The 22,548-nt window shown below is 57.1% G+C and carries 19 protein-coding genes; 11 read left to right on the top strand and 8 right to left on the bottom strand.

The features are described from left to right. Positions 1 to 7: 7 nt before the first annotated feature. Together cbpM and cbpA are read right to left on the bottom strand one after the other, a co-directional pair. On the bottom strand, positions 8 to 313 hold the full coding sequence (gene cbpM, locus NWP14_RS23035; protein WP_041143674.1) for a chaperone modulator CbpM: 306 nt from the start codon (positions 311 to 313) through the stop codon (positions 8 to 10). Continuing rightward, positions 313 to 1,230: a curved DNA-binding protein gene (cbpA, locus tag NWP14_RS23030; RefSeq protein WP_095104495.1), complete on the bottom strand. Its 918-nt coding sequence runs from the start codon at positions 1,228 to 1,230 to the stop codon at positions 313 to 315. Before cbpA ends, cbpM begins: the two co-directional genes overlap by 1 nt. A 455-nt stretch (positions 1,231 to 1,685) precedes the next feature. Here cbpA and NWP14_RS23025 point away from each other — a divergent pair, with 455 nt between their 5' ends. Next, positions 1,686 to 2,477, top strand: a complete 792-nt coding sequence (locus tag NWP14_RS23025) for a DsbA family protein (RefSeq protein ID WP_375216075.1) — start codon at positions 1,686 to 1,688, stop codon at positions 2,475 to 2,477. 136 nt (positions 2,478 to 2,613) lie between these two features. On the opposite strand, the gene NWP14_RS23020 is transcribed toward NWP14_RS23025, so the two are convergent. From NWP14_RS23020 to NWP14_RS22995, 6 genes are all read right to left on the bottom strand, one after another. Further along, a complete protein-coding gene (locus NWP14_RS23020; RefSeq protein ID WP_375216074.1) occupies positions 2,614 to 4,677 on the bottom strand; it encodes a TonB-dependent copper receptor in 2,064 nt (687 codons plus the stop codon). Positions 4,678 to 4,754: 77 nt separating this feature from the next. Further along, positions 4,755 to 5,201, bottom strand: coding sequence for a DUF2946 family protein (locus NWP14_RS23015; protein WP_346430563.1), 447 nt, complete (start codon positions 5,199 to 5,201; stop codon positions 4,755 to 4,757). Between the two features lie 105 nt (positions 5,202 to 5,306). Continuing rightward, on the bottom strand, positions 5,307 to 6,314 hold the full coding sequence (locus NWP14_RS23010) for an iron ABC transporter permease (protein WP_331850315.1): 1,008 nt from the start codon (positions 6,312 to 6,314) through the stop codon (positions 5,307 to 5,309). A 2-nt stretch (positions 6,315 to 6,316) separates the two neighbouring features. Then, positions 6,317 to 7,066, bottom strand: a complete 750-nt coding sequence (locus NWP14_RS23005) for a class I SAM-dependent methyltransferase (protein WP_095104487.1) — start codon at positions 7,064 to 7,066, stop codon at positions 6,317 to 6,319. Next, complete coding sequence (locus NWP14_RS23000) at positions 7,063 to 8,010, bottom strand: ABC transporter substrate-binding protein (protein WP_375216073.1); 948 nt, start codon at positions 8,008 to 8,010, stop codon at positions 7,063 to 7,065. The genes NWP14_RS23005 and NWP14_RS23000 overlap by 4 nt, the downstream gene beginning before the upstream one ends. Then, a complete protein-coding gene (locus tag NWP14_RS22995; RefSeq protein ID WP_375216072.1) occupies positions 8,010 to 10,076 on the bottom strand; it encodes a TonB-dependent receptor in 2,067 nt (688 codons plus the stop codon). The genes NWP14_RS23000 and NWP14_RS22995 overlap by 1 nt, the downstream gene beginning before the upstream one ends. Before the next feature lie 421 nt (positions 10,077 to 10,497). On the opposite strand from NWP14_RS22995, the gene NWP14_RS22990 reads away from it, so the two are divergent. The 10 genes from NWP14_RS22990 (at position 10,498) to NWP14_RS22945 (ending at position 22,037) form a co-directional block, all read left to right on the top strand. Continuing rightward, positions 10,498 to 11,361 carry a LysR substrate-binding domain-containing protein gene (locus NWP14_RS22990; RefSeq protein ID WP_375216071.1) on the top strand — a complete coding sequence of 288 codons (864 nt, stop codon included), beginning with the start codon at positions 10,498 to 10,500 and terminating at the stop codon, positions 11,359 to 11,361. A gap of 230 nt (positions 11,362 to 11,591) precedes the next feature. Further along, the gene (locus tag NWP14_RS22985) at positions 11,592 to 12,755 is read left to right on the top strand and encodes an LLM class flavin-dependent oxidoreductase (protein ID WP_375216070.1); all 1,164 of its coding nucleotides are present in this window, start codon (positions 11,592 to 11,594) and stop codon (positions 12,753 to 12,755) included. Then, the gene (locus NWP14_RS22980) at positions 12,752 to 13,747 is read left to right on the top strand and encodes an ABC transporter permease (RefSeq protein ID WP_375216069.1); all 996 of its coding nucleotides are present in this window, start codon (positions 12,752 to 12,754) and stop codon (positions 13,745 to 13,747) included. The genes NWP14_RS22985 and NWP14_RS22980 overlap by 4 nt, the downstream gene beginning before the upstream one ends. Beyond that, positions 13,744 to 14,589: an ABC transporter permease gene (locus NWP14_RS22975; RefSeq protein ID WP_375216068.1), complete on the top strand. Its 846-nt coding sequence runs from the start codon at positions 13,744 to 13,746 to the stop codon at positions 14,587 to 14,589. Before NWP14_RS22980 ends, NWP14_RS22975 begins: the two co-directional genes overlap by 4 nt. Then, positions 14,589 to 15,377 carry an ATP-binding cassette domain-containing protein gene (locus NWP14_RS22970; protein WP_375216067.1) on the top strand — a complete coding sequence of 263 codons (789 nt, stop codon included), beginning with the start codon at positions 14,589 to 14,591 and terminating at the stop codon, positions 15,375 to 15,377. Before NWP14_RS22975 ends, NWP14_RS22970 begins: the two co-directional genes overlap by 1 nt. Next, positions 15,374 to 16,369: an ABC transporter ATP-binding protein gene (locus tag NWP14_RS22965; RefSeq protein WP_375216066.1), complete on the top strand. Its 996-nt coding sequence runs from the start codon at positions 15,374 to 15,376 to the stop codon at positions 16,367 to 16,369. Before NWP14_RS22970 ends, NWP14_RS22965 begins: the two co-directional genes overlap by 4 nt. Continuing rightward, positions 16,366 to 17,574, top strand: coding sequence for an acyl-CoA dehydrogenase family protein (locus NWP14_RS22960; RefSeq protein WP_375216065.1), 1,209 nt, complete (start codon positions 16,366 to 16,368; stop codon positions 17,572 to 17,574). Before NWP14_RS22965 ends, NWP14_RS22960 begins: the two co-directional genes overlap by 4 nt. A 32-nt stretch (positions 17,575 to 17,606) precedes the next feature. Next, a complete protein-coding gene (locus NWP14_RS22955) occupies positions 17,607 to 19,265 on the top strand; it encodes an ABC transporter substrate-binding protein (protein ID WP_375216064.1) in 1,659 nt (552 codons plus the stop codon). Next, positions 19,262 to 20,464: an acyl-CoA dehydrogenase family protein gene (locus NWP14_RS22950; RefSeq protein WP_375216063.1), complete on the top strand. Its 1,203-nt coding sequence runs from the start codon at positions 19,262 to 19,264 to the stop codon at positions 20,462 to 20,464. The genes NWP14_RS22955 and NWP14_RS22950 overlap by 4 nt, the downstream gene beginning before the upstream one ends. A 10-nt stretch (positions 20,465 to 20,474) precedes the next feature. Continuing rightward, positions 20,475 to 22,037: a rhodanese-like domain-containing protein gene (locus NWP14_RS22945; protein ID WP_375216062.1), complete on the top strand. Its 1,563-nt coding sequence runs from the start codon at positions 20,475 to 20,477 to the stop codon at positions 22,035 to 22,037. Positions 22,038 to 22,548 lie beyond the last annotated feature (511 nt).

Raw genomic sequence — 22,548 nt, 5'->3', positions numbered from 1 at the left:
TGGTGGATTAGCTGTGGGTCAGAAAGCGCGCCAGCTGCTGGTGCAGCAGCCGGTTCTCGCGGGTCAGGCGCGCGTTCTCATCCAGCAGCGTCAGCGCCACGGCGATACCGGGCCAGTCCAGCTCCAGCTCGCGGCGCAGGCGCACCGCGCGGTGCATTATCGTTACCGCGCTGTCATCAAACAGCCAGACCTCGGTTTGCGGCTGACGCGGTTCAATCATCCCGAGGCCGACAATTTCGCTAAGCTCGTCTTCAGAAATGCCGGTATGCAGACAAAACTCGGTGATTGAGAACGTCACTGTCATCTTAGCCATTATGCTTTCCCCCATGTCTTACGCGGCTCGAAGCTCGCCTCTGCATCCGCGAGCTGCTGCCAGAGCGCGCTGGCTTTTTCGTTTGGCTTCGGCGGCATAACGATTTTGATCACCGCAAACAGGTCGCCGGTGGCGGTTTTGCTCGCCAGCCCCTTGCCTTTGATCCGCAGGCGTTGACCCGGCTGGCTGCCCGGGGGGATCGTCAGCAGAATGCTCTCTTTGAGGGTGGGGACTGTCACCCTGGCGCCCAGCGCGGCTTCCCACGGGGCCAGCGGCAGAACGATTTCCAGGTTATGTCCCACGATATCGAACAGCGGATGCGGGGCAATATGGATAACCAGCCACAGGTCGCCATTCGGGCCGCCGTTTTCTCCCGGCGTACCCTGGCCTTTCAGGCGGATGCGCTGGCCGTCGCTGACGCCTGCGGGAATTTTCACGTTCAGCGTTTTAGGCGTTTCGCTCTCGACCATCCCGAAAATGTTGTACACCGGCAGCCTGTAGCTGATGGTGCGGGTCTGCTCGGCGAGCGTCTCTTCGAGGAATACCGCGACTTCAATTTCTAAATCGTGGCCGCGTGCGGCCTTCTGGCGCCGGGCGTGGTGTGCCTGCTGGCCAAACATCGAGGAGAAGATATCGTCGAAGTCCTGCTGGCTGTAGTTCTGCTCGTGGGGGGCCTGCTGCTGACCAAAGTGCGGATCGTTGCGATGCTGCCAGAGCTCGTCGTATTCCGCACGGCGCTGCTCATCTTTCAGCACCTCCCAGGCCTCGGCAAGATCTTTAAATTGGGCTTCAGCATCGCTTTCTTTGCTGACGTCGGGGTGATATTTACGAGCCAGGCGACGGTAGGCGGTCTTAATGGTTTTTAGATCGTCCGTTGGCTTAACCCCTAAAATGGCATAATAATCCTTTAATTCCATATCGTTATCTCATTTTCACTGAATGGGGTGGTAACAGCTTTCCCCATTAAGCTTAGGGCAAATGAGAACGCCTGTGAGAGGAATGTGCCTGAAACTTGACGCCGTCGGGGTCGACGGCGAAAGAGGATGCGGCGGCTGGCCCGTTGGCCTGAATTTTTACGCTAATTTCGACGCAGCCCTTCCTGACGGTAAAATCCCACTGAATAACTAGCTGGTTCATGCCTGACTCATCTAACCGGAAAAACGCCCTTCTCAAGGGGAAAATGAGGGGCAAGCGTAGCGCCGTTCGATCGTGTTGCCTACCGTTCGGGTGAATATGAGCGGCGCGACGTCTGCCCGGTATTGAAAAATAAAGTTACGAATCAATGCATCGCCTGATGATTATTCGCCGGCAAAGGATGCTACTTTGTCTTATCAGACTCACCTGCCGTTTACCTATCGCAAGGATCATCCTCATGTCCGGCTCTAAAAAAATAGTGACCATCGCCTTGATTGGCGCCACGCTGCTTCCGGCCCTGGCTATGGCCGCTGATGCCCCTGCTGCCACCTTTACGCCGGAGCAGGAGGCCCGTATCGGCAAGATTGCGGCGGATTATTTAGTCGCCCATCCGGAGGTTCTGCTGCAGGCAAGCCAGAAGCTGCAGCAGATTCAGCAGGAGCAGCAGGCCAGCGCCGCGACCCAGGCGGTAATTAAAAATCAGGCCGCGCTGACTCAGGATAAAAATACGCCGACCTACGGACCGGCGGATGGCAAGGTTACCGTTATCGAATTCTTTGATTACCAGTGCATTTACTGTAGCCGTCTGGCGCCGGTGATGGAGCAGGTGATTAAGGAAAATCCGCAGACCCGTTTTGCCTTTAAAGAGTGGCCTATTTTCGGCAGCCGCTGGGAAACGTCGCTGACCGCGGCGAAAACCGGGATGCAGATTTATCAGCAACTGGGGGCGAAAGCCTACCTGACCTACCACAACGGGATTTATGCCACCGGGCATAACGAGGGCAAGCTGACGGCGGCGGATATTCAGCAGCAGGTGAAGAAGGTCAATTTCGACGCGAAGAAGGCCGCGGACGTTGAGCCAGCGCTTGAGGCGACTAACCAGCTGGCGCAGGAGATCGGCTTAAGCGGAACGCCGGGCGTTATTGTGATGCCGACGACCGGCGCCACGGAGGCGAATATTACCGTCTTCCCGGGTCTTGCCGATAAAGACTCCCTGGATGCGGCAATCAAAAAAGCCGGCGGTAACTGATCGCCATCGGCGTCAAGAGCGGCGCGCGGATGAGGTTGATAAACCCCGGGTGACCGGGGCTTACTGGCGCTGAGAACAGGCCGGCTGGACAACGGCCGCTGAACGGTATTCCCGGCCAGTACGGGCCGGGAGCCTGTCAGAATGTGACGTTCAGCTTGCCCCAGAAGGTTCTTCCTGGTTCGTTAACCGACGTATTTGCGGAATAGCCAAAGCTGCTGTTCCCGGCCAGATTTAAATGCTCGCTGTAAGCCTTGTCGAACAGGTTATCCACGCCTGCGCTCAGCTTAACCGACTTGTTGACCCGATAAGCCGCGTTCGCCGAAAAGACCGCAAAACCGGCGCTGTTGTCAAAATCCTTGCCGACGACGTTGCCTTCGTTGATGGCGACGCGATGCTGACTGCTGACCATGCGCAGCAGCCCGGTGCTGCTCCAGTCGCCGCGTTCCCAGGTGAGCCCCAGTCGCGCCTCCAGCGGCGGGATTTGCGGTAGCGGCTGATGGTCAGCGGTATTTTGGCCCCATGAATAGGCCAGACTGGCGTCGGCTTTCCAGGCGTCGCTGAGCTGGTAGCTGGCGCCGGCTTCGCCGCCCATAATGGTGGCATTCACGTTATCGACCTGGCTGATATAGGCGTTGCTGGGGTCGTAGCGGAAGAGAATAAAATCGTTCACCCGTCCAACATAGGCCGACACCCAGCCGTTAAGCCGCTCCCCTTTGTACTGCGCCCCGATATCGATCTGCGTCGTTTTTTCCGTTTTGACTTTATCAAAGGCGTCGGTGGAGCCATCCGGGCCGTAGGTCGGCGAGAACAGCTCCCAGTAATCAGGGAAGCGCTCGGTATAGCCGATACCGGCATAAAACATGACCGGCGTCCCGACCAGGTTGTGTTCGATGCGGACAAAACCGGCGGGCAGCGTATCGGTTCGCTCAGCGGATCCCGCGTCGCTGAAATTGTCGACCAGCACCCGATCCAGCCGCGCGCCGCTGACCACTTTACTCAGCTCCGTGGCATGCCACGTCAGCTCGCTGAACAGACCGTAATCATGGAAGCGGGCATCTTTCGCCCAGCCATCGTCGCCTTTGCTGCGGTGGGTATTGAGCTGCGTATCGGCGCCGCTGCGTAGCTCAAAGTCAGACCACAGCCAGGTTCCCATCATCCGGCCGCCTACGGTTCTGCGGTCCAGCTCCATCGCCATCGGCATACTCATGTTCATCGAGGAGCCGGAATCCATCCCGCCCCCCATGTCGCCCATTCCGGCGGACATATCCATCCCCGACATTCCGCCCCCAGGCGAGCGCAGGGAGTAGTTGTCCATGACATGATCGGCGTAGTTGTAATAGATATTGGCTTCGAATTTATCGAAGACCTCGCCAATATTGGACTTTTCGACGCGCATGCCGAGGCTTTCGCGTTTGAAGCGGGAGCCATCCATGCTGCGCCCGGCGTAGCGGGCTTCGCCATCCCCTTTTCCTGCCGAGAGCTCGACTAAGGTATCTTTGTCCGGCGTCCAGCCGAGCGCCATATCGCCGTTCCACTTATCCCATTTTGCCGGTACGCGATCGCCATTCCCGTCCTTGTAGTCATCGGCGCGCGATTTATTCCCCGTCAGGCGCAGGTAGCCCAGCTCGCTCCCCAGGCTGAGGTCCGCATTCTCATCCCAGCGGTTATTTGAACCGGCCAGCAGGCTGGCAGTGCCCTGAATGCCGGGCTTGTCGAAACGCGGCGGCTCGCGGTCAAAGCGCAGGGTTCCGGCTGAATTTCCCGGTCCCCACAGTACGGTTTCCGGCCCTTTAATCAGCGTCAGGAGATCATAGCTTTCCGGGGAAATATAGGAGCTGGGTGCGTCCATGCGCGCCGGGCAGGCGCCCAGCATTTCGCCATTATTGGTCAGGATGCGCAGGCGCGATCCGAACATGCCGCGGAAAACGGGATCGCCGTTGGTCCCGCCGTTACGAATCTGCGAAAAGCCGGGGATCGTTTTCAGGTAATCGGAGCCATCGCTGGCGGGGACCGGCTGACGCGGCGTTTTGGGCGAGGTGACAATCTCCAGCGGAGAGGAGACCGGCGCCGTGACGATCATGACGGCGTCATCTTGCATCGTATCCTGATGGTGCTGTTCATCCGCGGACGCCGCGTTTGCAAGCAGCGTCATCAGGATCAGAGAGGCGAGCGGAGTGCGCACGAGAGTGAGTTTTTTCATTACATGGCCTGCTGTTTTTCTGGCGTAGCAATATCCTGCTCATCAGGCGATGGGCAAAAGCTACGCAATATCGGTTATTAGTCGTTAAACGAAGAGAGAAAAACCGCAGGAGGCGCGCGGGCGCGCTGAGGCGTCCAGGCGCGGAAAATCGGCGCGCAAACGATCGGAATTAACGGATGACGGACAATAAAAAGCAGCAGCAGCCAGAGCAGCATCGCCAGCAGTAGCTGGACAAACGGCAGATGGACCAGCAGCTGACAGTAGCCGCAGGCGATCTCTTCCATTGGCGACATCGCCTGACCGGACATCATCTGATGATCCATAGCCACGCTCTCAGCGCAGTGCGCCGCCATCGGCATGTCATGGTGCATACCCGGCATGGGCATCGACGAGACGGCGGAGAAGTGCTGGCAGGCTGCCTGGCGGGCAATGGACTTCGAGACGACGGGAGCAACGAACAACATAGCGATGGCAAGCAGCGCCAGCCATGCAGCTATGGGATAGGTTCGTGTGCGTTCGTGCAAAATGCAGCCAGATGTCAGAGTAATTTGATTGAGTGTATCTCATTCGCATTTTGAATGTTACAAAAAATCCGGAGCGCTCATTGCGCGGCTGCTCAGCGCCGCCGGCTATCGCGACGTGCGGGCGATCAGAAAAAGAAATATCGGGACCCCGAGCATCGCCGTCAGGATACCGACGGGGAGTTCACGCGGCGTAAACAGCGTGCGGGCGAGGGTATCGGCCAGAACGGTAAAGATAGCCCCGCACAGCATGGATGCCGGCAGCAGCGAGCGATGGCGGTATCCAATGAGCATGCGGGCGATATGGGGCACGGTCAGCCCAATAAAACCGATAGCCCCACAGCAGGCGACAACCACCGCCGTTAACAGGGTCAGCAGGCAGTACATGGCCAGCTTGATAGTACCGACCTCCACGCCGAGCGACGCCGCCGTCGCGCTGCCGAACGTCAGGACATCCAGCTCTGTTGCCCGCCACCAGCAGATCAGAAATATCGGCAGCAGCGCCGCCGCGCAGAGCGCTACCTGTAGCCAGGATGCCTGAGCGAAGCTCCCCAGCAGCCAGAACATCACGCCTCGCGTGGTATCGGCATCCGTTTTCCAGAGCGTAATCAATGATGTGGCTGCAGAGAGCAGCTGCGTTACCGCGACGCCGGTCAGCACAAAGCGGCTGGACTGGCCGGATAGCGATTTACGCGCCATCAGCAGCACCAAAGAAAAAGCCAGCATTGCGCCGCAGAAAGCGCCGGCAGGCACCGCGGCCCAGCCCACGCTGAGGCCGAGCGCGATGACCAGCACCGCCCCGAGGCCCGCGCCGGATGAAATGCCCAGCACCCAGGGGTCGGCAAGGGGATTGCGGGTCAGCGACTGGAGAACCGTCCCGGCCAGCGCCAGCGCGGCGCCGGCGAGGGCCGCAAGCAGGGAGCGCGGAATGCGCAGGGACCAGACGATCCGCTGATGAAGCGTTCCCGCCGTATCGCTATGCCAGTAGCCTGCCAGGATGGCGTGTGCCACCTCCTGCATGGAGAAGGTCACCGGGCCATACATTACGGCAATGCACAGGGCCAGCAGCAGCGCCGGAAGCAGCATGGCGAGGCGAAAAACAGGGGAACGCAGCATGATTATTTCCAGCCGGCGACGATATAGTCATCGAGGAATTGCCACAGCGTACCCGTTTCCGTAAAACCGGCCTGGCGCAGGGCGGCAAGCTGGAATTCTACCGTGGTGGCCAGCGGCGTCGGGCGGTCGGCAAAGATGGCGGCGCGCGCATCGATTACATCGGCCAGCTCGGGATAACGGGTGGCCGCTGCAAACCAGCTGTCCCAGTCCTGCACGCCGGCGGCCCAGGCCTTTTCCTGGGTGCTTTCGTCATGAGTCCGGGCAAGCAGCGTCTGACGCGGGCTACGCTGGTCAAAGCGCTGGTGGTCGGCGTTGATGAACATCCCTCCTTCATCCAGCAGGTTAAAAACGTTGCGATACAGCGCCACCTGCTGCTCCGGCAGCAGCCAGTGGATGGCGGTGCTGGAAACCACGGCCTGGGGCTTACTGGCGATGACGGTGAAGCAATCTGCTGATGCCATATCGCCGCTGAAGAACTGAATGCGGTCCCGGTATTCCGCCAGCGCTTCTTTAGCCAGCGCCATCAGCAGCGGATCGAGGTCAATAGCCGTTACGGTTGCGGCCGGAAAACGTTGCAAAAGACGCAGGCTGAACGAGCCCGGGCCGCAGGCCAGATCCACCACGTGGAAGGCTTCTCCATAGCTCATCGCCAGCACATCCAGCGCGGCGTTATAGCGCGCTTCGCGGTGGGCGATGTAGGCGCTTTGTTGTTCATCCCAGTTCTTCAGTAATTCGCGGGCGGGAAAGGTCATTGTTGTTCCTTAGCGTGTATTTGTGTGACAAGCCGGTGCAGGGCCAGAACCGAACGCGCGGAGGCGTCCATGTCATAGCCGGGTAAGATGATGTAATGCTTTGCTTTCACCGCCTTCATGCCGGCGGTGAGCGGGTAATGTTCAAGAAAATCGATTTTGCTGCGGGCGCTGTCGCCGGCTCCGCCCCGGCGCAGGTCGCCCAGAATCAGGTAGTCGGGATCTCGTTCGGCGATCGCCTCCCAGCTCATGGCGGGCCACAGTTCCTTGCTATCAGAAAAGATATTTCTACTGCCGATGGTTTGGGTTAGCAGCTCCGCCGCGCCATGACCGCCCGCCACGTAAGGGGTCGCCGTACCGGAATACCACCACATCAGCGTTCTCGGCGGCAGCTTTATGCGGCTGTCGGCAGCGACCCGCTGCTTCAGCTCAGCGATCAGCGCCTCGGCGCGCGGCTCTACGGCATAAATACGCGCAATATTGCGCAGCTCGGCATAGATGCTGGCGAAGGTGGCGGACGCAGGGGAAGCGCTTTGCAGGCCATTGCACATCCCTTCAATCAGCCAGCTGGCGATGCCCCATTCGGCCATCCTTTCGCGACCGGCGGTTTCCGGGCTGTTAAACCAGTAGTAGCTGCCGGAATAGATAAAATCTGGCCGCGAGGCCAGCAGGGCTTCCGCCGACCAGGGAGCATCATCGAGACGGGCCGTTAGCGGTTTGTACCAGGGAGACGGCGCGGTATCTTCATCCGGCCGATAGCCGACGGCGCTGATAATGGCATCGCCCAGACGCAGCGCGAGCATGTTTTCCATCGCGGTCGGCATATAGACAATGGTCCGCTGTGGGACACGCGCAAACGTCCAGGAGTGCCCACAGTTTTGCAAGGTCACGGGATGCGCAAAGCTGGCAGAGGCTGCCAGCAGGGCGAGGGCGGCAAGGCGTTTCATCAGAAACGCATGTTGATATAGGCTTCATACGTGCGACCTGGCGCAATCATCTCCTGCCCGGCATAGGTTCGCTGCCAGGTGTAGAAACGATCCGTCAGGTTACGCACGCGGGTGCCCACGATAACGTCCTTCAGCACGGCATAATCGGCATTCAGGTCGAGAGTGGTGTAATCACCCATTTTGTTAGTGTTGGCGTCATCGTTATAGCTGCTGCCCACATAGTGGAGCTGCGCGCCGAGACCCAGTTTGTCGGTCGGCATATAGCGCCCGGCAAGGTTCGCTGTCCACTCCGGAATGTAGCGCGGCCGGTTGCCGGAAAGGTCCTGCGTACCCTGTTTGAAATCGTCAAAGCGCGCGTGGGTATAGGCGGCATTACCTGTCAGCGTGACGCTATCCAGCGGCTTAATCGACCCGCTCAATTCGATGCCGCGAGAGGTCTGTTTACCAACCGCATTCCAGACCTCCGCCTGGGTTGCCGACTGCTGGTAAAGATTCTTTTTCTGCAGATCGTAAACGGCGAGCTTCATTGCGCCGCGCTCGAACGTTCCTTTTACACCCGCTTCATATTGCTGAACGGCGGTAAGCGGGAGCGACGTTTGCGCGGGGCTGATAAAGAAGATATCGCTGCCGGGTTCTTTACCCGTTGAGTAGCTGGCATACAGCGTCCAGCTATCGTTAATGGCCCAGCTCGGCCCCACGCCGACGCTTATGAAGCTATAGCTCCGATTGATGGTTTGATTATCCTGCTGATAGTGCCAGTGCATGTCCAGGTTGGTGTAGCGCGCCTGGCTTAACAGGGCGACGGCGTCGGTGATATTGAGGTTATCTTCCAGCAGCAGCGCATACTGATTCTGGGTGATGTGGCGGACGGGAGAGCGCATCTTGCCGCCGGCGCCGGTGCGGAAATCACCGGTGGCAGGGTGGGTCAGGAGAACATCTTCCCCGCCCGGAAAGCCGTTGGAATAGTACTGGAACTCACGTTTTGAAAAATCGACGCCGGCGGTCACGCGGTTGGCGAATGACGCAATCGGGCGATCCCAGACGATCATGGTCCGGTTGCCCGTCAGCTTGTCATCATGCGCAAGATCGCCATAAGAATCGCGGGTTACGTAGCCTGCTTTCTGCGCCGGGTAGTAGCGCTCAACGTTCTGCCATTCGCGGAAGCCTTTGTAATAGTAGAACTGGTTTTCAAAGGTCAAATCAGGCGTTGCATACCAGGACTGGGTTGACTGGAACGAGGTCGCCTGGCTGCGGATATGCGCATCCTGAAGGTTGTTGTAGTTCACATGACGTAAATCGCGATCGACTTTGCCATTGATAACCGGCGTGCCGAAATAGGGATTGCGCATGTCCGTTAAGCTACGATCGATATCAAAGGTTATCTGGGTGTTAGCGGTCGGCGTCAGCAGAAGCTGCGCGCTGACGCGTTCCGGACGGCTGCGCTCTTTCTCAACCTGGGTGCCGGTACTGGCGGCGCTGATATCCACGCGGCCGGCGGCTATACCCTCAACCAGCGTGCCTCCCGCGCCGATGTGGGCGCGATGGCTGTTATAGCTTGACCAGCTATAGTCGGCCTCCACCGGCTGGCGACCGAAGGTGGCTTTACGCGAGGTCAGGTTGACGCTGCCGCCGGCAGAGCTCAGGCCATTCAGAACCGAGCCGGTGCCGTACAGGATATCGACGTTTTCGTAATGCACCGGATCGGCAATTTGAATCGTGCTGCCGGGTACCGCCACGCCGTTTAGCAGCCAGGAGACGCCGGAGAAGCCGCGCAGCGAAACGCTGTTTGCGAGCGTTGGCGAGCTGGTCCCGGACATCCCCGGCGCGCTCTCGACGACTTCGGTGAGGGTCCGTTTCCCCTGCGCCTGGATAGTTTTCGCGCTGAGGGTTTCCGTATGGCGCGGCGTCTGTTTATCGCTCAGACCGAGGCGAGAGGCCGAACCGGATGACAGAAGAGCAGAATCGGACAGGGCGGCATCGTCGGTCGCGCCGCCGGTGACCACCAGGGTTTCATCTGCTGCATAAGTCAGAGGTGAGATGTTTACTGCGACTGCGAGAGCTAGCAAAGAGGGCTTAATTTTCATCGATCGGCATCAAATTATTAAATGTTATGTTATAACGTAACATTTATTGTAAGAGAAAAAAAGTAGGCAATGCGATCGGGTGAGAAGGGGGGGGTTTGGGGGATTTAATTAGCAACGGCAACAGAGCCGCCGGGAAACAATCGGTTTGCCGGAGAATTGTGACGTTTCCATTGGCGTAATAAGATCTTTTTCCCGTAGGCGTTAACCCAGGAGTATTGCCGGGGTCTTTGAAAAGTGCCTGTCGTGAGCAGAGGAAATGTCTACTGGGGGTCAGTCCATAGTAAGCCTGATGGCGACGGGATAATCTGATACAGGCTCGTCTATTTGCTAAATAGGCATTTAAAACATCGCTGGTCTTGATATTAAGATGGCCCTCCTGGCACCCATAAAGGCCCATCGATATATGCCTGATGCAGAAAATCTTGATATTGAACTCTTGCGTACCTTCATCGCGGTAGCTGATTTGCACACCTTTAGCAAAGCCGGTATCCGGTTAGGCCGAACGCAGGGAGCGGTAAGCCAGCAGATGCAACGTCTTGAGACGCTAGTCGGCACCACGCTGTTTGAAAAAGATGGCAGAACAAAACGCCTGACGCAACAGGGGCAGCAGTTGCTCAGCTATGCGCGCGACCTGTTATTGCTCAACGATGATGCCATGCGTTCATTAAAAGACAGTCGTTTCACCGGCGTGTTGAGGATTGGTTCCCCCCATGATGTTGCCGACACCTTACTGCCGCCGCTACTCAGCCAGATCGCCCGTTGGGCGCCTTCGCTTAATATTGAGTTGGATGTGGGCCGCAGCCCGTTTTTGATGGAGGCGCTGCATCGTGGAGAAGTGGATATGACCATTTCAACCCGCTTCGATCCTCAGTTGGAAGGCGTTCTGCTGCGCACTTCGCCAACGGTCTGGATCTGTTCGGCGCAATACCAGCATCGTCCGCATGCGCAGGTGCCGCTTATTCTGGCAGATTATCCCAGTATTTTTCGTCGTGTTGCTATCGAGGCGCTGGATGCCGCTCAGGTTCGCTGGTTACCGGCATATACCACATCCAATCTGCTGGGGATCAAAGCAGCGGTTAAGGCCCGGCTCGGCGTCACTGCCCGCAGTATTGAGTTACTGGATAGCGATATGCGTGTCCTTGGTGAAAGTGATGGTTTGCCGCGCTTACCGGATACGCAGTTTTATTTGTGGGTTCGCCCCAGCACCAGCCAGACGCTGGTGAAACAGGCATTTGAATTAGTCGCCAGTGGGTTCAGGAACAACTGATAACTATTAGATCGCTTATAAAATACATTAGTATTTTTGATGGTTTGTGATGTTGAAAAGTCCGGGTTATTTTAAGTAATTTGTTTATATTTAAAGGATTACACATCTTTCCTTATGGTCGTCATTTTTCCATTCTCTGAAAAAGCATAAACAAATCTCAAATTCTCATTTCTGCCTGAAAATAATGCTCTCTAGTATCTGCCCATCACCTCACCAGAACCGGGCCGATAATGACTTCGCTTATTTCAGATGTTCATGACGTATCACCGGCAGATATTGCGGGTAGTCCACTATATACCGTGCTCCAGCAGCCTTTTTTATTGGGGTTGTTTCTACCGATTCAAAACGGAGGCTGGAGCCCGTCGCAGCTGCCACGCACCACGGACTGGCGCTTTGATTACAACAAGCAACTCACTCTTGATGCGGAGGCGTTAGGATTCGATCTGGTGTTCGGCCTCGCCGAGTGGAATCCGAAAGGGGGATATGGCGGCGATATCCGTTATCGCGAACACAGCATCGATCCGTTTATGACCACGGCGGCGCTGAGCGCGGTCACTTCGCGCATTCTGCTGATCTCCACCTTGCATATTCTCTACGGGCCGTGGCATCCCTTGCATCTTGCGCGTTTTGGCGCATCGCTGGATTTAATCTCCGGCGGCCGCTGGGGGCTGAATATGGTCACTGGCAATCAGGATAGCTATGCGCGCATGTTTGGCACGGCGCAAATCGAACATGATACGCGCTACCGCATGGCGGAGGAGTTCGTCGATCTGCTCAAACGTTACTGGGTTAACAATGAGCAGGTCACTTTTCATGGTGAATTCTGGTCCAGCGAAGAGGGCTGGGTGACGGCGAAACCGCGTTACGGACGGCCATTGCTGGTCAACGCCACCGGTTCGCAGGCGGGAATAGATTACGCTGCACGTCACTCCGATCTGGTGTTTATCACCAGTCCTGCGGGTGCTGAGATTGAAGCGGCGCTGGCGGCTTTACCTGCACACACCGCGCGCGTAAGGGCGGCCGCCGCATTGCAGCGGCGTACGTTGCGCACGCTCATCAATCCGATGATCATCTGCCGCCCGACGGAACAGGAGGCCTGGGATTATTATCGCGCTATTGTTGCGGCGCAGGACTCCGTCGCGGTGGATAACTTCTTCGCCTCTGCGCAAAAACGAGACAGCCAGGCGTTTCTCGGCCATCAGCGCGACCAGAAAATCGTCGGCGGGAATATCCAACTTGTCGGTTCGCCGGAGCAAATTGTCCAGTACCTGATACGCCTGCAGCAGGCGGGCTGCGATGGCGTGCAATTGACGTTTTATGACTATGCGCCGGACCTTGCTTATTTTGGCGAGGCTGTCCTGCCGCTGATGAAACAGGCGGGGTTGCGTCTGTGAAGTCATCACGTTTCCGGATTCATCCGTTGCTGGCGCGAGTCTTACAGGCTCTGCCGGTGGCGTGCATGGTAGTGATTGTGAATTTTTTCCTGCTGAAAACAGTGCCAGGCGATCTGGCGGATGTTATCGCCGGGGAAGCGGGGGCGGCGACGCCGGAGTTTATGGCGCAGCTGCGAAGCCAGTTTGGCAGTGACCAGCCGTTGATGACGCAGTTTTTCTCTTATGTGGGAAATGTTCTGCGTTTTGATCTTGGCTGGTCATTTCGTTACAGCGAATCGGTGTCGCAACTTATCCTCGAACGGCTGTCATCTACCTTGCTGCTGATGGGGGTGTCGCTGGCTATTGCTGTTGTGCTTGGTACGCTGCTTGGCGTGATTGCCGCAGTAACCCGAAAACCTGCCGTTGAACGTGTTATTGGTCTTATCGCCACCCTGGGTTTTGCCATGCCGGTGTTCTGGCTTGGTCTTATGGTCGTGGTGGTGTTTACCGTCAAGCTGGGCTGGCTGCCTTCCAGCGGCGCCAGCACGATGGGTTCAGATTTCACAGGACTTGAGCACGTCTGGGATGTGACGCGCCATCTGCTTATGCCCGCTGGTTGTCTAGCTTTCAGCTATCTTGCGCTTTATATCCGCCTGATGCAGGAGTCGGTGCGCAGTTTTGCGCTGCAAGATTTTATTCGTACCGCACGGGCTAAGGGGTGCAGCCGTTTTCGTCTGATCTGGCGTCATATCGTTCCCAACGCCTTATTACCGGTGGTGACGCTAACCGGCCTGCAATTTGGCGCAATGTTAAGCGGCTCCGTCACTATTGAAACGGTATTTGCCTGGCCGGGCCTGGGCCAGCTGGCGCTATCTGCGGTTTCGACGCGCGATGTGAATTTGCTGTTGGGTATTTTGTTTGTCACCTCGCTGTTTGTGGTGGTGGTGAACCTGCTGACCGAGTTGATCCATGCCGCGCTCGATCCCCGTAGCCGCAGCGGGGGGCGCCTATGAGCCCCCTAAGCTTGCTAAAGTCTCCGGGCATAACCCACGCGGGCGGATGGTTTGGCGCGCTGGGGCTGTTGCTGGTTATCGCCATTGCTTTGCTGGCCCCCTGGATCACCAACGGCGATCCCACGGCGATGATTGCCCGTCCGTATCTCGCTCCAGGCCAGAATATGGCGCATCTGCTCGGTACAGACACGCTGGGTCGCGATATCTGGAGCGGCATTGCCTGGGGAGCGCGTCTATCGCTCTCTGTCGGGCTTGCCGCAGGGTTACTGACTGCGCTGATGGGGTTACTGGTCGGTACTTTTGCCGGTTTTTATGGCGGCTGGGTTGATAACCAGTTAATGCGCATTACCGAACTGTTCCAGATTATGCCTTCACTGCTGTTCACCCTGGTGCTGGTGTTGATCCTCGGGCCGACCCTGTCGACGATTACCCTCGGCATCGCTGCGACCTCATGGCCTAACGTGGCGCGTATCGCCCGTGGCGAAGCGCGTCGGCTGCGTAACCTTGATTTTGTGCAGGCGGGCAAGGTGATGGGGATGCGTAACAGCCACATTCTGCTGGTGCACATTCTTCCTAACGTACTTATTCCGGTGGTAGCGATGCTGGCGATGCTGGTTGGTCATGCCATTCTGACCGAAGCCGCGCTGGCGTTTCTCGGAATGGGCGATCCCAACGTTGTCTCCTGGGGCAGCATGATCGGCCAGGGAAGAGATGTGTTGCGCAGCGCCGTCTATATCTCCGCCATTCCGGGTACCGCCATCTTCTTTACCGTAGCCTCACTCAGTCTGCTGGGCCGGGCTATCAACGACGTTATTAATCCACAACGAGGGAGATTGCAATAATGGCGCTGCTGGAGGTGGAAAACCTCACCATTACTTATCGCGAGCAGAGCCAGCCCGCGGTAAAACGGCTGAGTTTTTCGATTGAAACCGGCGAGACGCTGGCGCTGGTCGGCGAATCGGGTAGCGGTAAAACGACCACCGGCTATGCGCTGCTTGGGCTATTACCCGCAGAGGCGAACATCACCGCAGACCGGTTCTGTTTCGAAGGGCAAGATCTTCGCTATCTCAGTGAGGATGGCTTGCGCAATTTACGCGGTGGGCGCATCGGCATGGTTTTTCAGGACGCGCTCTCTGCGCTCAATCCGCTGATGACGGTAGGAAGTCAAATCGCGGAAGCGGTCCGGCTTCATCATCGGGTGGGGCGTAAAGAAGCAAAGGCGCGCGCGTTGGCACTGCTGCATAAGGTGCGGATTCCGCTAGCCGAACAGCGTTATGCCAGTTATCCACATCAGCTATCCGGCGGCATGCGTCAGCGCGTGGTCATCGCGATGGCGTTGGCAGGTAACCCGGTGTTGCTTATTGCCGATGAGCCAACCACGGCGCTGGATGTCACTATTCAGGCTCAAATCATCCGGCTGCTTGTCGCTTTACAACAGGAAACTGGCACCGCCATTTTGCTGATTACTCATGACCTGGGCGTGGTGGCTGAACTGGCCGACCGGGTGGCGATACTGCGCAATGGCGAATGCCTGGAAACTCAGCCCGCCGGGCTGCTCTATCATCAGCCGCAGCATGCCTATACCCGACAATTGATGAATGCACGTCCTCTGGCGGAGGGGAAGCTATGAGCGGCCATTTACTGGATGTACGACAATTGACCGTGCGTTATGCCACGCCATCCGGCAGCTTTACCGCCGTTGATGACGTCAGTTTTCATATTGACGAGGGTGAAGTGCTGGCCCTGATTGGCGAGTCAGGCTGCGGTAAAACCTCGTTGGGTAAAGCGCTTGTGGGGTTACAGCCGGTGCAGAATGGCAATATTCACTTTCGCGAAACCAATCTGGCAACCTTGTCGGCGCGGAAATTGCGCCCGCTACGTCGGGCGATCCAGATGGTATTTCAGGACCCGCTTTCTGCCCTCGATCCGCGCCAGCGCGCCAGAAAAGCCATTGAGCTGCCGCTCAGTCTGCATAGCTGTTTGTCGCGCCAGGCGCGGCGTGAAAAAGCCGCGCAGCTGTTCAACGATGTGGGGCTGGACCGCTCATTGATGGACAGATTCCCGCATCAGCTTTCCGGCGGGCAACGTCAGCGGCTGAACATTGCCCGCGCGCTGGCGCCGCAGCCGCAGCTTATCGTTTGCGACGAACCGGTTTCGGCGCTGGATGTCAGCCTGCAAAAGCAGATTGTTGATCTGTTACAGGCATTGCAGCAGCGTACCGGCGTCTCCATTCTGTTTATCAGCCATGATTTGTCGGTTGTGGCCAGCATCGCCTCGCGTATCGCCGTGATGTATGCCGGACATATTGTCGAGATCCTTCCCGGTGCTCAGCTATGGAGCCACGCCGCGCACCCCTATACCCGGTTGTTACTCAGCACTATTCCCGGCGCCAGCCCGGACCAGAGGCGGTTGCGACAGGCTCCTCCGGATGAAGAACCTCCCGTCAATCCTTACGAACTCAGCGAAGGTTGTCGCTTTCAGCAACGGTGCGCTTATGTACAGGCAGATTGCCGCAAGCGATCACCTTCACTGGCAGAGCATGGCATGGGGCACCAGCTTGCCTGTCACCATCCGTATATCCCTTCAGAGCAGACGCTAATCATCAGGAGAGCCGTATCATGACGGATTTACATTCAGCGCCGGACGCTGAAGTTCTGCTTATCGCCACGCGCGAACTTTCAACTCGGCTGGCGCAGCAGGCAGCCGCCCGTGATGCCGGGCGCATCATGCCATTTGACGTATTCGCGCAGATGCGTCAATTGCGTCTCGGAGCGCTGCGGGTTCCGACATCAGCAGGTGGTGCAGGGGGAAGCTGGCGCGATGTGGTACAGCAATATCTGGCGCTGGCTCGCGGTGACGCCAGCGTAGCGCAGGCCTTTCTCGGACATGTGGTGTTTGTTGAACGCTTGCTATTGATGGGCACAGAAGCGCAGAAAAAAAATTTTTTATCACTGGCAGTGGCAGGTTATCTGTTTAGCGGCGCGGCGGCTGAGCGCGGCGGGCAGTTCCGCGGCGAACTGCAAACGCGGCTTACCACGGAAGGCGACCATTTCCGTTTAAATGGCGTCAAACATTACAGCACCGGGGCGCTGTTTGGCGACTGGCTGAAGATCCGCTGTCTGGATGAGCATGGCCAGATGGTTTCCGCCATCGTTCCGGCCAACAGGCCTGGCATTATCCGGCATGATGACTGGAACGGGATGGGGCAACGTTGCAGCGCCAGCGGCACCACGGAACTGCACAATGTCCGTGTCGAACCTGCGGAAATCCTTGTTATGGAGCCGTGGCGCACGCAACGCCATCATGCCGGGGCGGCGGCACAGATCATCCATTGTGCCATCGATGCCGGTATCGCCCAGGCGGCGCTGGATGATGCGCTCGATTTTGCCCGCCAGCATGTGCGGCCGGTGAAAGAGAGCGGCGTGAGCAGCGGCAATGAAGATCCCTATCTGCTACACGTCGTCGGGGAGATGTCGGCACACTGCCGGGCGGCAGAGGCGCTGGTCGTCAGTGCGGCCACGCAGTTGGAAACGGCGGCAAAGGCTCGTTTTAGTCAGCAGGCGGTTGATGTCTGTGAACAACTGGCGGCTCAGGCGTCACTGGCGGTGGCCGAAGCCAAAACCGTATCAACGCGTGCTTCACTTGCGGTATCCCAGTGGTTGTTCGACATCGGCGGCGCTTCGGCGACTGTGCGTACGCGCAACCTCGACCGTCACTGGCGCAACGCTCGTACCCATACCACACACGATCCGCTGGCGTATAAATATCGCACGCTGGGGGATTTTTACGTCAATGGTGAATTACCGCCGCTGACCTTCTCTTACTAACACTAACTTAATAAATAAGCTCAGGAGGTTGCATGAAATCTTCGGATTCGTTGCATATCAGCCGTCGTCGTCTGCTGGAGATGATGGCCATCAGTGGCGGGGCGCTGGCTGCTTCCGGTTTCCTTCCGTCGGCCATTGCGGCGCAGGTCGCCAGTCAGGCATCCGGCGAAGGCGTGGTAAAAGGAGGAACCCTGTTCGCCAACGTGACGCCAGAACCAGCAGGGCTGGTGGCCGGGATCAATATTTCCAGCCCGGCGGTGGTGGTCTCCTCCAGCATCTTTGATGGACTGGTGACTTATGACAAAGATTATAAGCCGCAGCCGCAGCTGGCCGAGTCGTGGGAACAGTCAGAGGATGGCAAATCGATCACCTTCCATCTGCGCAAAGGCGTGAAGTGGCACGATGGTCATCCGTTTACCTCGGCGGATGTGGAGTGGTCAATTCTGAATGTGGTGAAGAAAACACACCCGCGCGGCGCGTCGAACTTCGCCAAAGTGACTTCAGTTGAAACCCCGGACGACCATACCGTGATCCTGCGCCTCACAGGCCCGGCACCGGTTCTCTGGTCCGTATTGTTTGGTACGGAAACGCAGATTGTGCCAAAGCATCTGTATGAGGGCATCAATCCGCTTACCAACCCGTGGAATGTAAAACCCGTTGGCACCGGGGCGTTTAAGTTTAAAGAGTGGGTGCGCGGCAGCCATATTGTGCTTGAGCGTAATGATGATTACTGGGATACCGGTAAACCCTATCTGGACCGCATTATCTTCAAAATGTTGCCGGATGCTGGCGCGCGCAGCGTGGCGCTGGAAAGTAATGAAATTCAGTTTGCCGCCAATAACCCGGTGGCGGAAAGCGATGTCGCCCGCCTTGCCGCTAACCCCGATCTGGTGCTGGACACCGAAGGGTGGCAAGTTCCAGCGCCGATCTTCTTTTTCGATTTCAACTTCAGACGCAAGCCTTTCCAGGATGTGCGGGTGCGTAAGGCATTTGCCCATGCTATCGACAGAAAAGGGCTGGCAGAAATTGTCTGGTACGGCCTGGCTAATGTGGCTGAAAGCTGCGTGCCCAGCTTCCAGAAGCAGTTTTTCAAACCCGGTTTACCGCAGCATGAATTTTCACCGGAAAAAGCGGAGCAGCTGCTGGATGAAGCAGGCCTGAAACGCGGGCCGGACGGCGTGCGTTTGCGTATTAACCATATTACTGAAGTCTCTTATGGACAGGTTTATCTGCGCGCTGCGGAGTATATGCAGCAGCAGCTTAAGCGCGTCGGTATTGAGATTGAGCTGGTTAACCTTGAACTGGCGGCGATGATCCGGCGGGTGTTTGGCGAATATGATTTTGATACCTTCTCTCAGTGGTACTCCGCGTATCCCGATCCGCAAATTGGCGTCACCCGCCGTTTCTGGAGCCAGAACATCAAGCCCGGTACTCCCTCCAGCAATGAGTCGGGCTACAACAACCCGGAGATGGATCGCATCATCGAAGGCATTCAGCAGGAAGGGGATGTGGAGAAGCGTAAGCAATACATCTGGCAGATGCAGGAATTGGTGCAGTCCGACGTCGCCTCCGTCAATCTGCTGGAATTGAAGTTCTTCGGTTTCTATTCGAAGCAACTTCAGGGGCTACGTAAAGGGCCGATGCTGTTTTACTCCACTCTTGCCGATGCCTGGCTGGAGAAAAAATCGTGAGTGCCCACGGGTTAACTTCGCAAAAGTTGCTGGACAGTGCGCTGACGCTTGGCCGACAGCTTGCGGATGAATCGGCAGAGTACGATCGGCTAGGGAAAGCGAATTTTTCCGCGTTCGCCCGTGTTCGCGATCTGCGTCTGGGCGCGTTGCGCGTGCCTGTTGAGTACGGTGGCGCAGGCGGCACGGTGCCAGATCTCGTACGGCTGGTAGCGGCGCTGGCGAAGGGCGATCCCTCCGTTGCACAGGCGCTACTGCCGCATTTCGTGTTTGTTGAACGTACCCGTCTGATGGCGACCCCTGCGCAATGCGATCTGTTTCTGCCAAAACTCGCGCAGGGAATATTAGTCGGCGGCGCCTCCGCGGAACTGGGCGGCCAGTTCCGCGGAGAGGTACGTACCCGCTTAATCCGCAGCGCAGAGGCTTACCGCCTGTCCGGGGAAAAACATTACAGCACCGGTGCGCTGATGGGGCAGTTGCTGAAAGTACTGGCACTGGATGAGAACAATGAGTACGTGCTGGTGGTGATCCCAGCCGATCGTGATGGCGTGATCCTGCATGATGACTGGTCCGGCATGGGGCAACGCGGCACGCTCAGCGGGCGCACTGAACTTCATGATATCCGGGTCGAAGAGCATGAAATTATGCGCGTTCATCTCTGGCAACAGCAGCGGCACCATACGGGGTCAGCATCGCAAATTATCCATTGCGCTATTGAGGTCGGTATTGCTCAGGCGGCGCTTGCCGATGCAGCTAACTGGGCGCGCAGTAAGGTACGCTCGGTGAAAGAGAGCGGACAGCCGCAGGGCAATAAAGATCCCTATCTGTTGCATAAGGTGGGTGAGATCGCGGCGCGTACGCATAGTGCAGAAGCGCTGGTTTTGTTGGCCGCGGAACAGATTGAATGTGCGGCGAGGGCGCGTTTTTCCGGCGCAGCGGCAGAGGAGATTGAGCAACTTGCCATTGATGCCGCAGTGATCACTGCCGAAGCGAAGGCCATCGCCAATGAATCTGCGCTGTTTGCCAGCCAGGCGATGTTTGATGTCGGCGGCGCCTCGATGACGCTACGCCAGTATGGATTTGATCGTCATTGGCGTAATGCACGTACTCACACCACCCACGATCCCGTTGCCTGGAAATATCGCGCCATCGGCAACTACCGCGTTAACCATCATCCGCCTCCGGTAAGCTACCTGTATTAAAGGATCCACAATGACCGCAGAAATTAATGTCGCCTGTCTGGAACAATGGCTGGGCGACGGCCAGGAACTGGCCGTTTTTGATGTACGTGAACATGGCGAATATGGCGAAGGGCATTTGTTTTTTGCCGTACCTTTGCCTTATAGCCGACTTGAACTGGATATTACCCGGCTGGCTCCCAGCCGCCGTGTGCGGATCGTGGTGTATGACGATGGCAAAAAAAGTGTGGCAGCTGCGGCAGTTCGTCGTTTAATCGCGATTGGCTATCAGCGGGTGTATTTGTTGTCTGGCGGAACCCTGGCCTGGTCACAGGCAGGCTACAGCCTGTTTGAAGGGGTAAATGTACCCTCAAAAACCTTTGGCGAGCAGGTGGAAGCCATCCGGCACACCCCGGCGATATCCGCCGATGCACTACATTCGCACATTAATAGCGGTAAACCGTTATTGATTCTGGACGGGCGGCCTTTCGCTGAATACCAGAAAATGAGCATTCCGGGCAGCGTTTGTTGCCCGAACGGTGAGTTGAGCGTACGCATCGGGAATCTCATCCGTGATGACAGTACGCCAGTGGTGGTCAATTGCGCCGGGCGTACCCGCAGTATTATTGGCGCACAATCGCTAATCGATTTAGGCGTCAAAAATCCGGTATATGCTCTGGAGAATGGCACGCAAGGGTGGATGCTGGCGGACTATCAACTTGAACATCAGCAAAACCGGCATTATGCGGATGAGACCGACGTTACTGATGAGCGCGTTAACCGCGCCAGAATACTGGCGGAAAGCGCAGGCGCAAGCTGGGTTTCCTCTGAAGAAGTTAAGACGTGGATTGTAGAGCAGCATACGGTTTACCTGCTGGATGTGCGCACTGAAGCAGAGTTTCTGGCCGGGACATTAGCGAGTGCTCAACATGCGCCGGGTGGTCAGTTACAACAGGCGACGGACCAGTTTGTTGGCGTGCGCAATGCCCGTCTTGTGTTGCTGGATTCAGAAAATGTACGAGCGCCAGTTACCGCCTACTGGTTACGGCAAATGGGGCATCAGGCCTTTATTCTGCAAGGCGGGATCGCGGCAGGCCTGCGCGAAAATGTTCAGCATATTGTGGAGACTCCCGTAGCGTCGGTGTTACCACTTATCAGTCCTGACCAGTTAAAAGCAGGACTATCGGGTGAGCGGCCGCTAAGAGTATGGGATATTCGCAGTAGCCAGAGCTATCGTGAAGGCCACATCCCCGGCAGCGAATGGGTGACACGCTCGCATGTGATTGATGTGGATGCCAGTGATGTGGTGCTCGTCAGTGATGATCCGCAACAGGCAGCCTGGTTTGCCGTTGATAATCCGGTCCGTGGGCTACTGGCTGGGGGAGTCACCGCATGGCAGGCTGCGGGCGGGTTTGTGGCGGTGACACCGGACTTCCCGCCGGATGCCGAGCGTATCGATTATCTGTTTTTTACTCACGATCGCCATAAGGGTAACAAAGCCGCAGCACGGCAATATCTGGCATGGGAGCAGGGATTATGGCAACGGCTGCATCCATCAGAAAAAAGTGTATTTAAGCCGGTGATGGGGGAAAAATAGTTTCAGGTGGCATTCGATTGACAGGCAAGTAAGGCAGGGCCTCGCAAAACAGTTACGCCGTAGGGACATGGGGGAGCGGGGTGCTGACAGGGCGAGCACAGAACAGCCATGTCCCTACAGCGGAATAAAGAAAAATCGAACGCAGTTCGATGGAGAGTCCGGTTGTAGAAAGACTGGTTCAATTCCGTCAAAGAGTCTCTAAATCATTGTAGCGGTCAGCTAATTTTGGCGGCACGAGCTGACTGTTCATGGGGCTGCCGTTCCGATCTCTTTGGTGTTAAACCGTCGCTATTCTACCCGTAGTACCGAAGAACGCTAAAGTACCCCCATGATACAATGAATTATCACTGACAGCGCTTCTGCCAGGCACCTATTCATTATGCTATATCTGGATAAGGGCCTGTCTGGTGAATATTTTTGAACTGCCAATAGATGGTGGTCGAGACTACTGTTTGTGCGTGCGCAAGGGTGGCAAACTATTATCGAGCGGTTCAAGACGCGGCTATCATGT

Source organism: Klebsiella sp. C349492, assembly GCF_042055345.1.
GTDB classification, from domain to species: domain Bacteria; phylum Pseudomonadota; class Gammaproteobacteria; order Enterobacterales; family Enterobacteriaceae; genus Klebsiella; species Klebsiella scottii.
The sequence above is the reverse complement of the archived record's forward strand: the minus strand, read 5'-3'. Positions and strand labels throughout refer to the sequence as shown.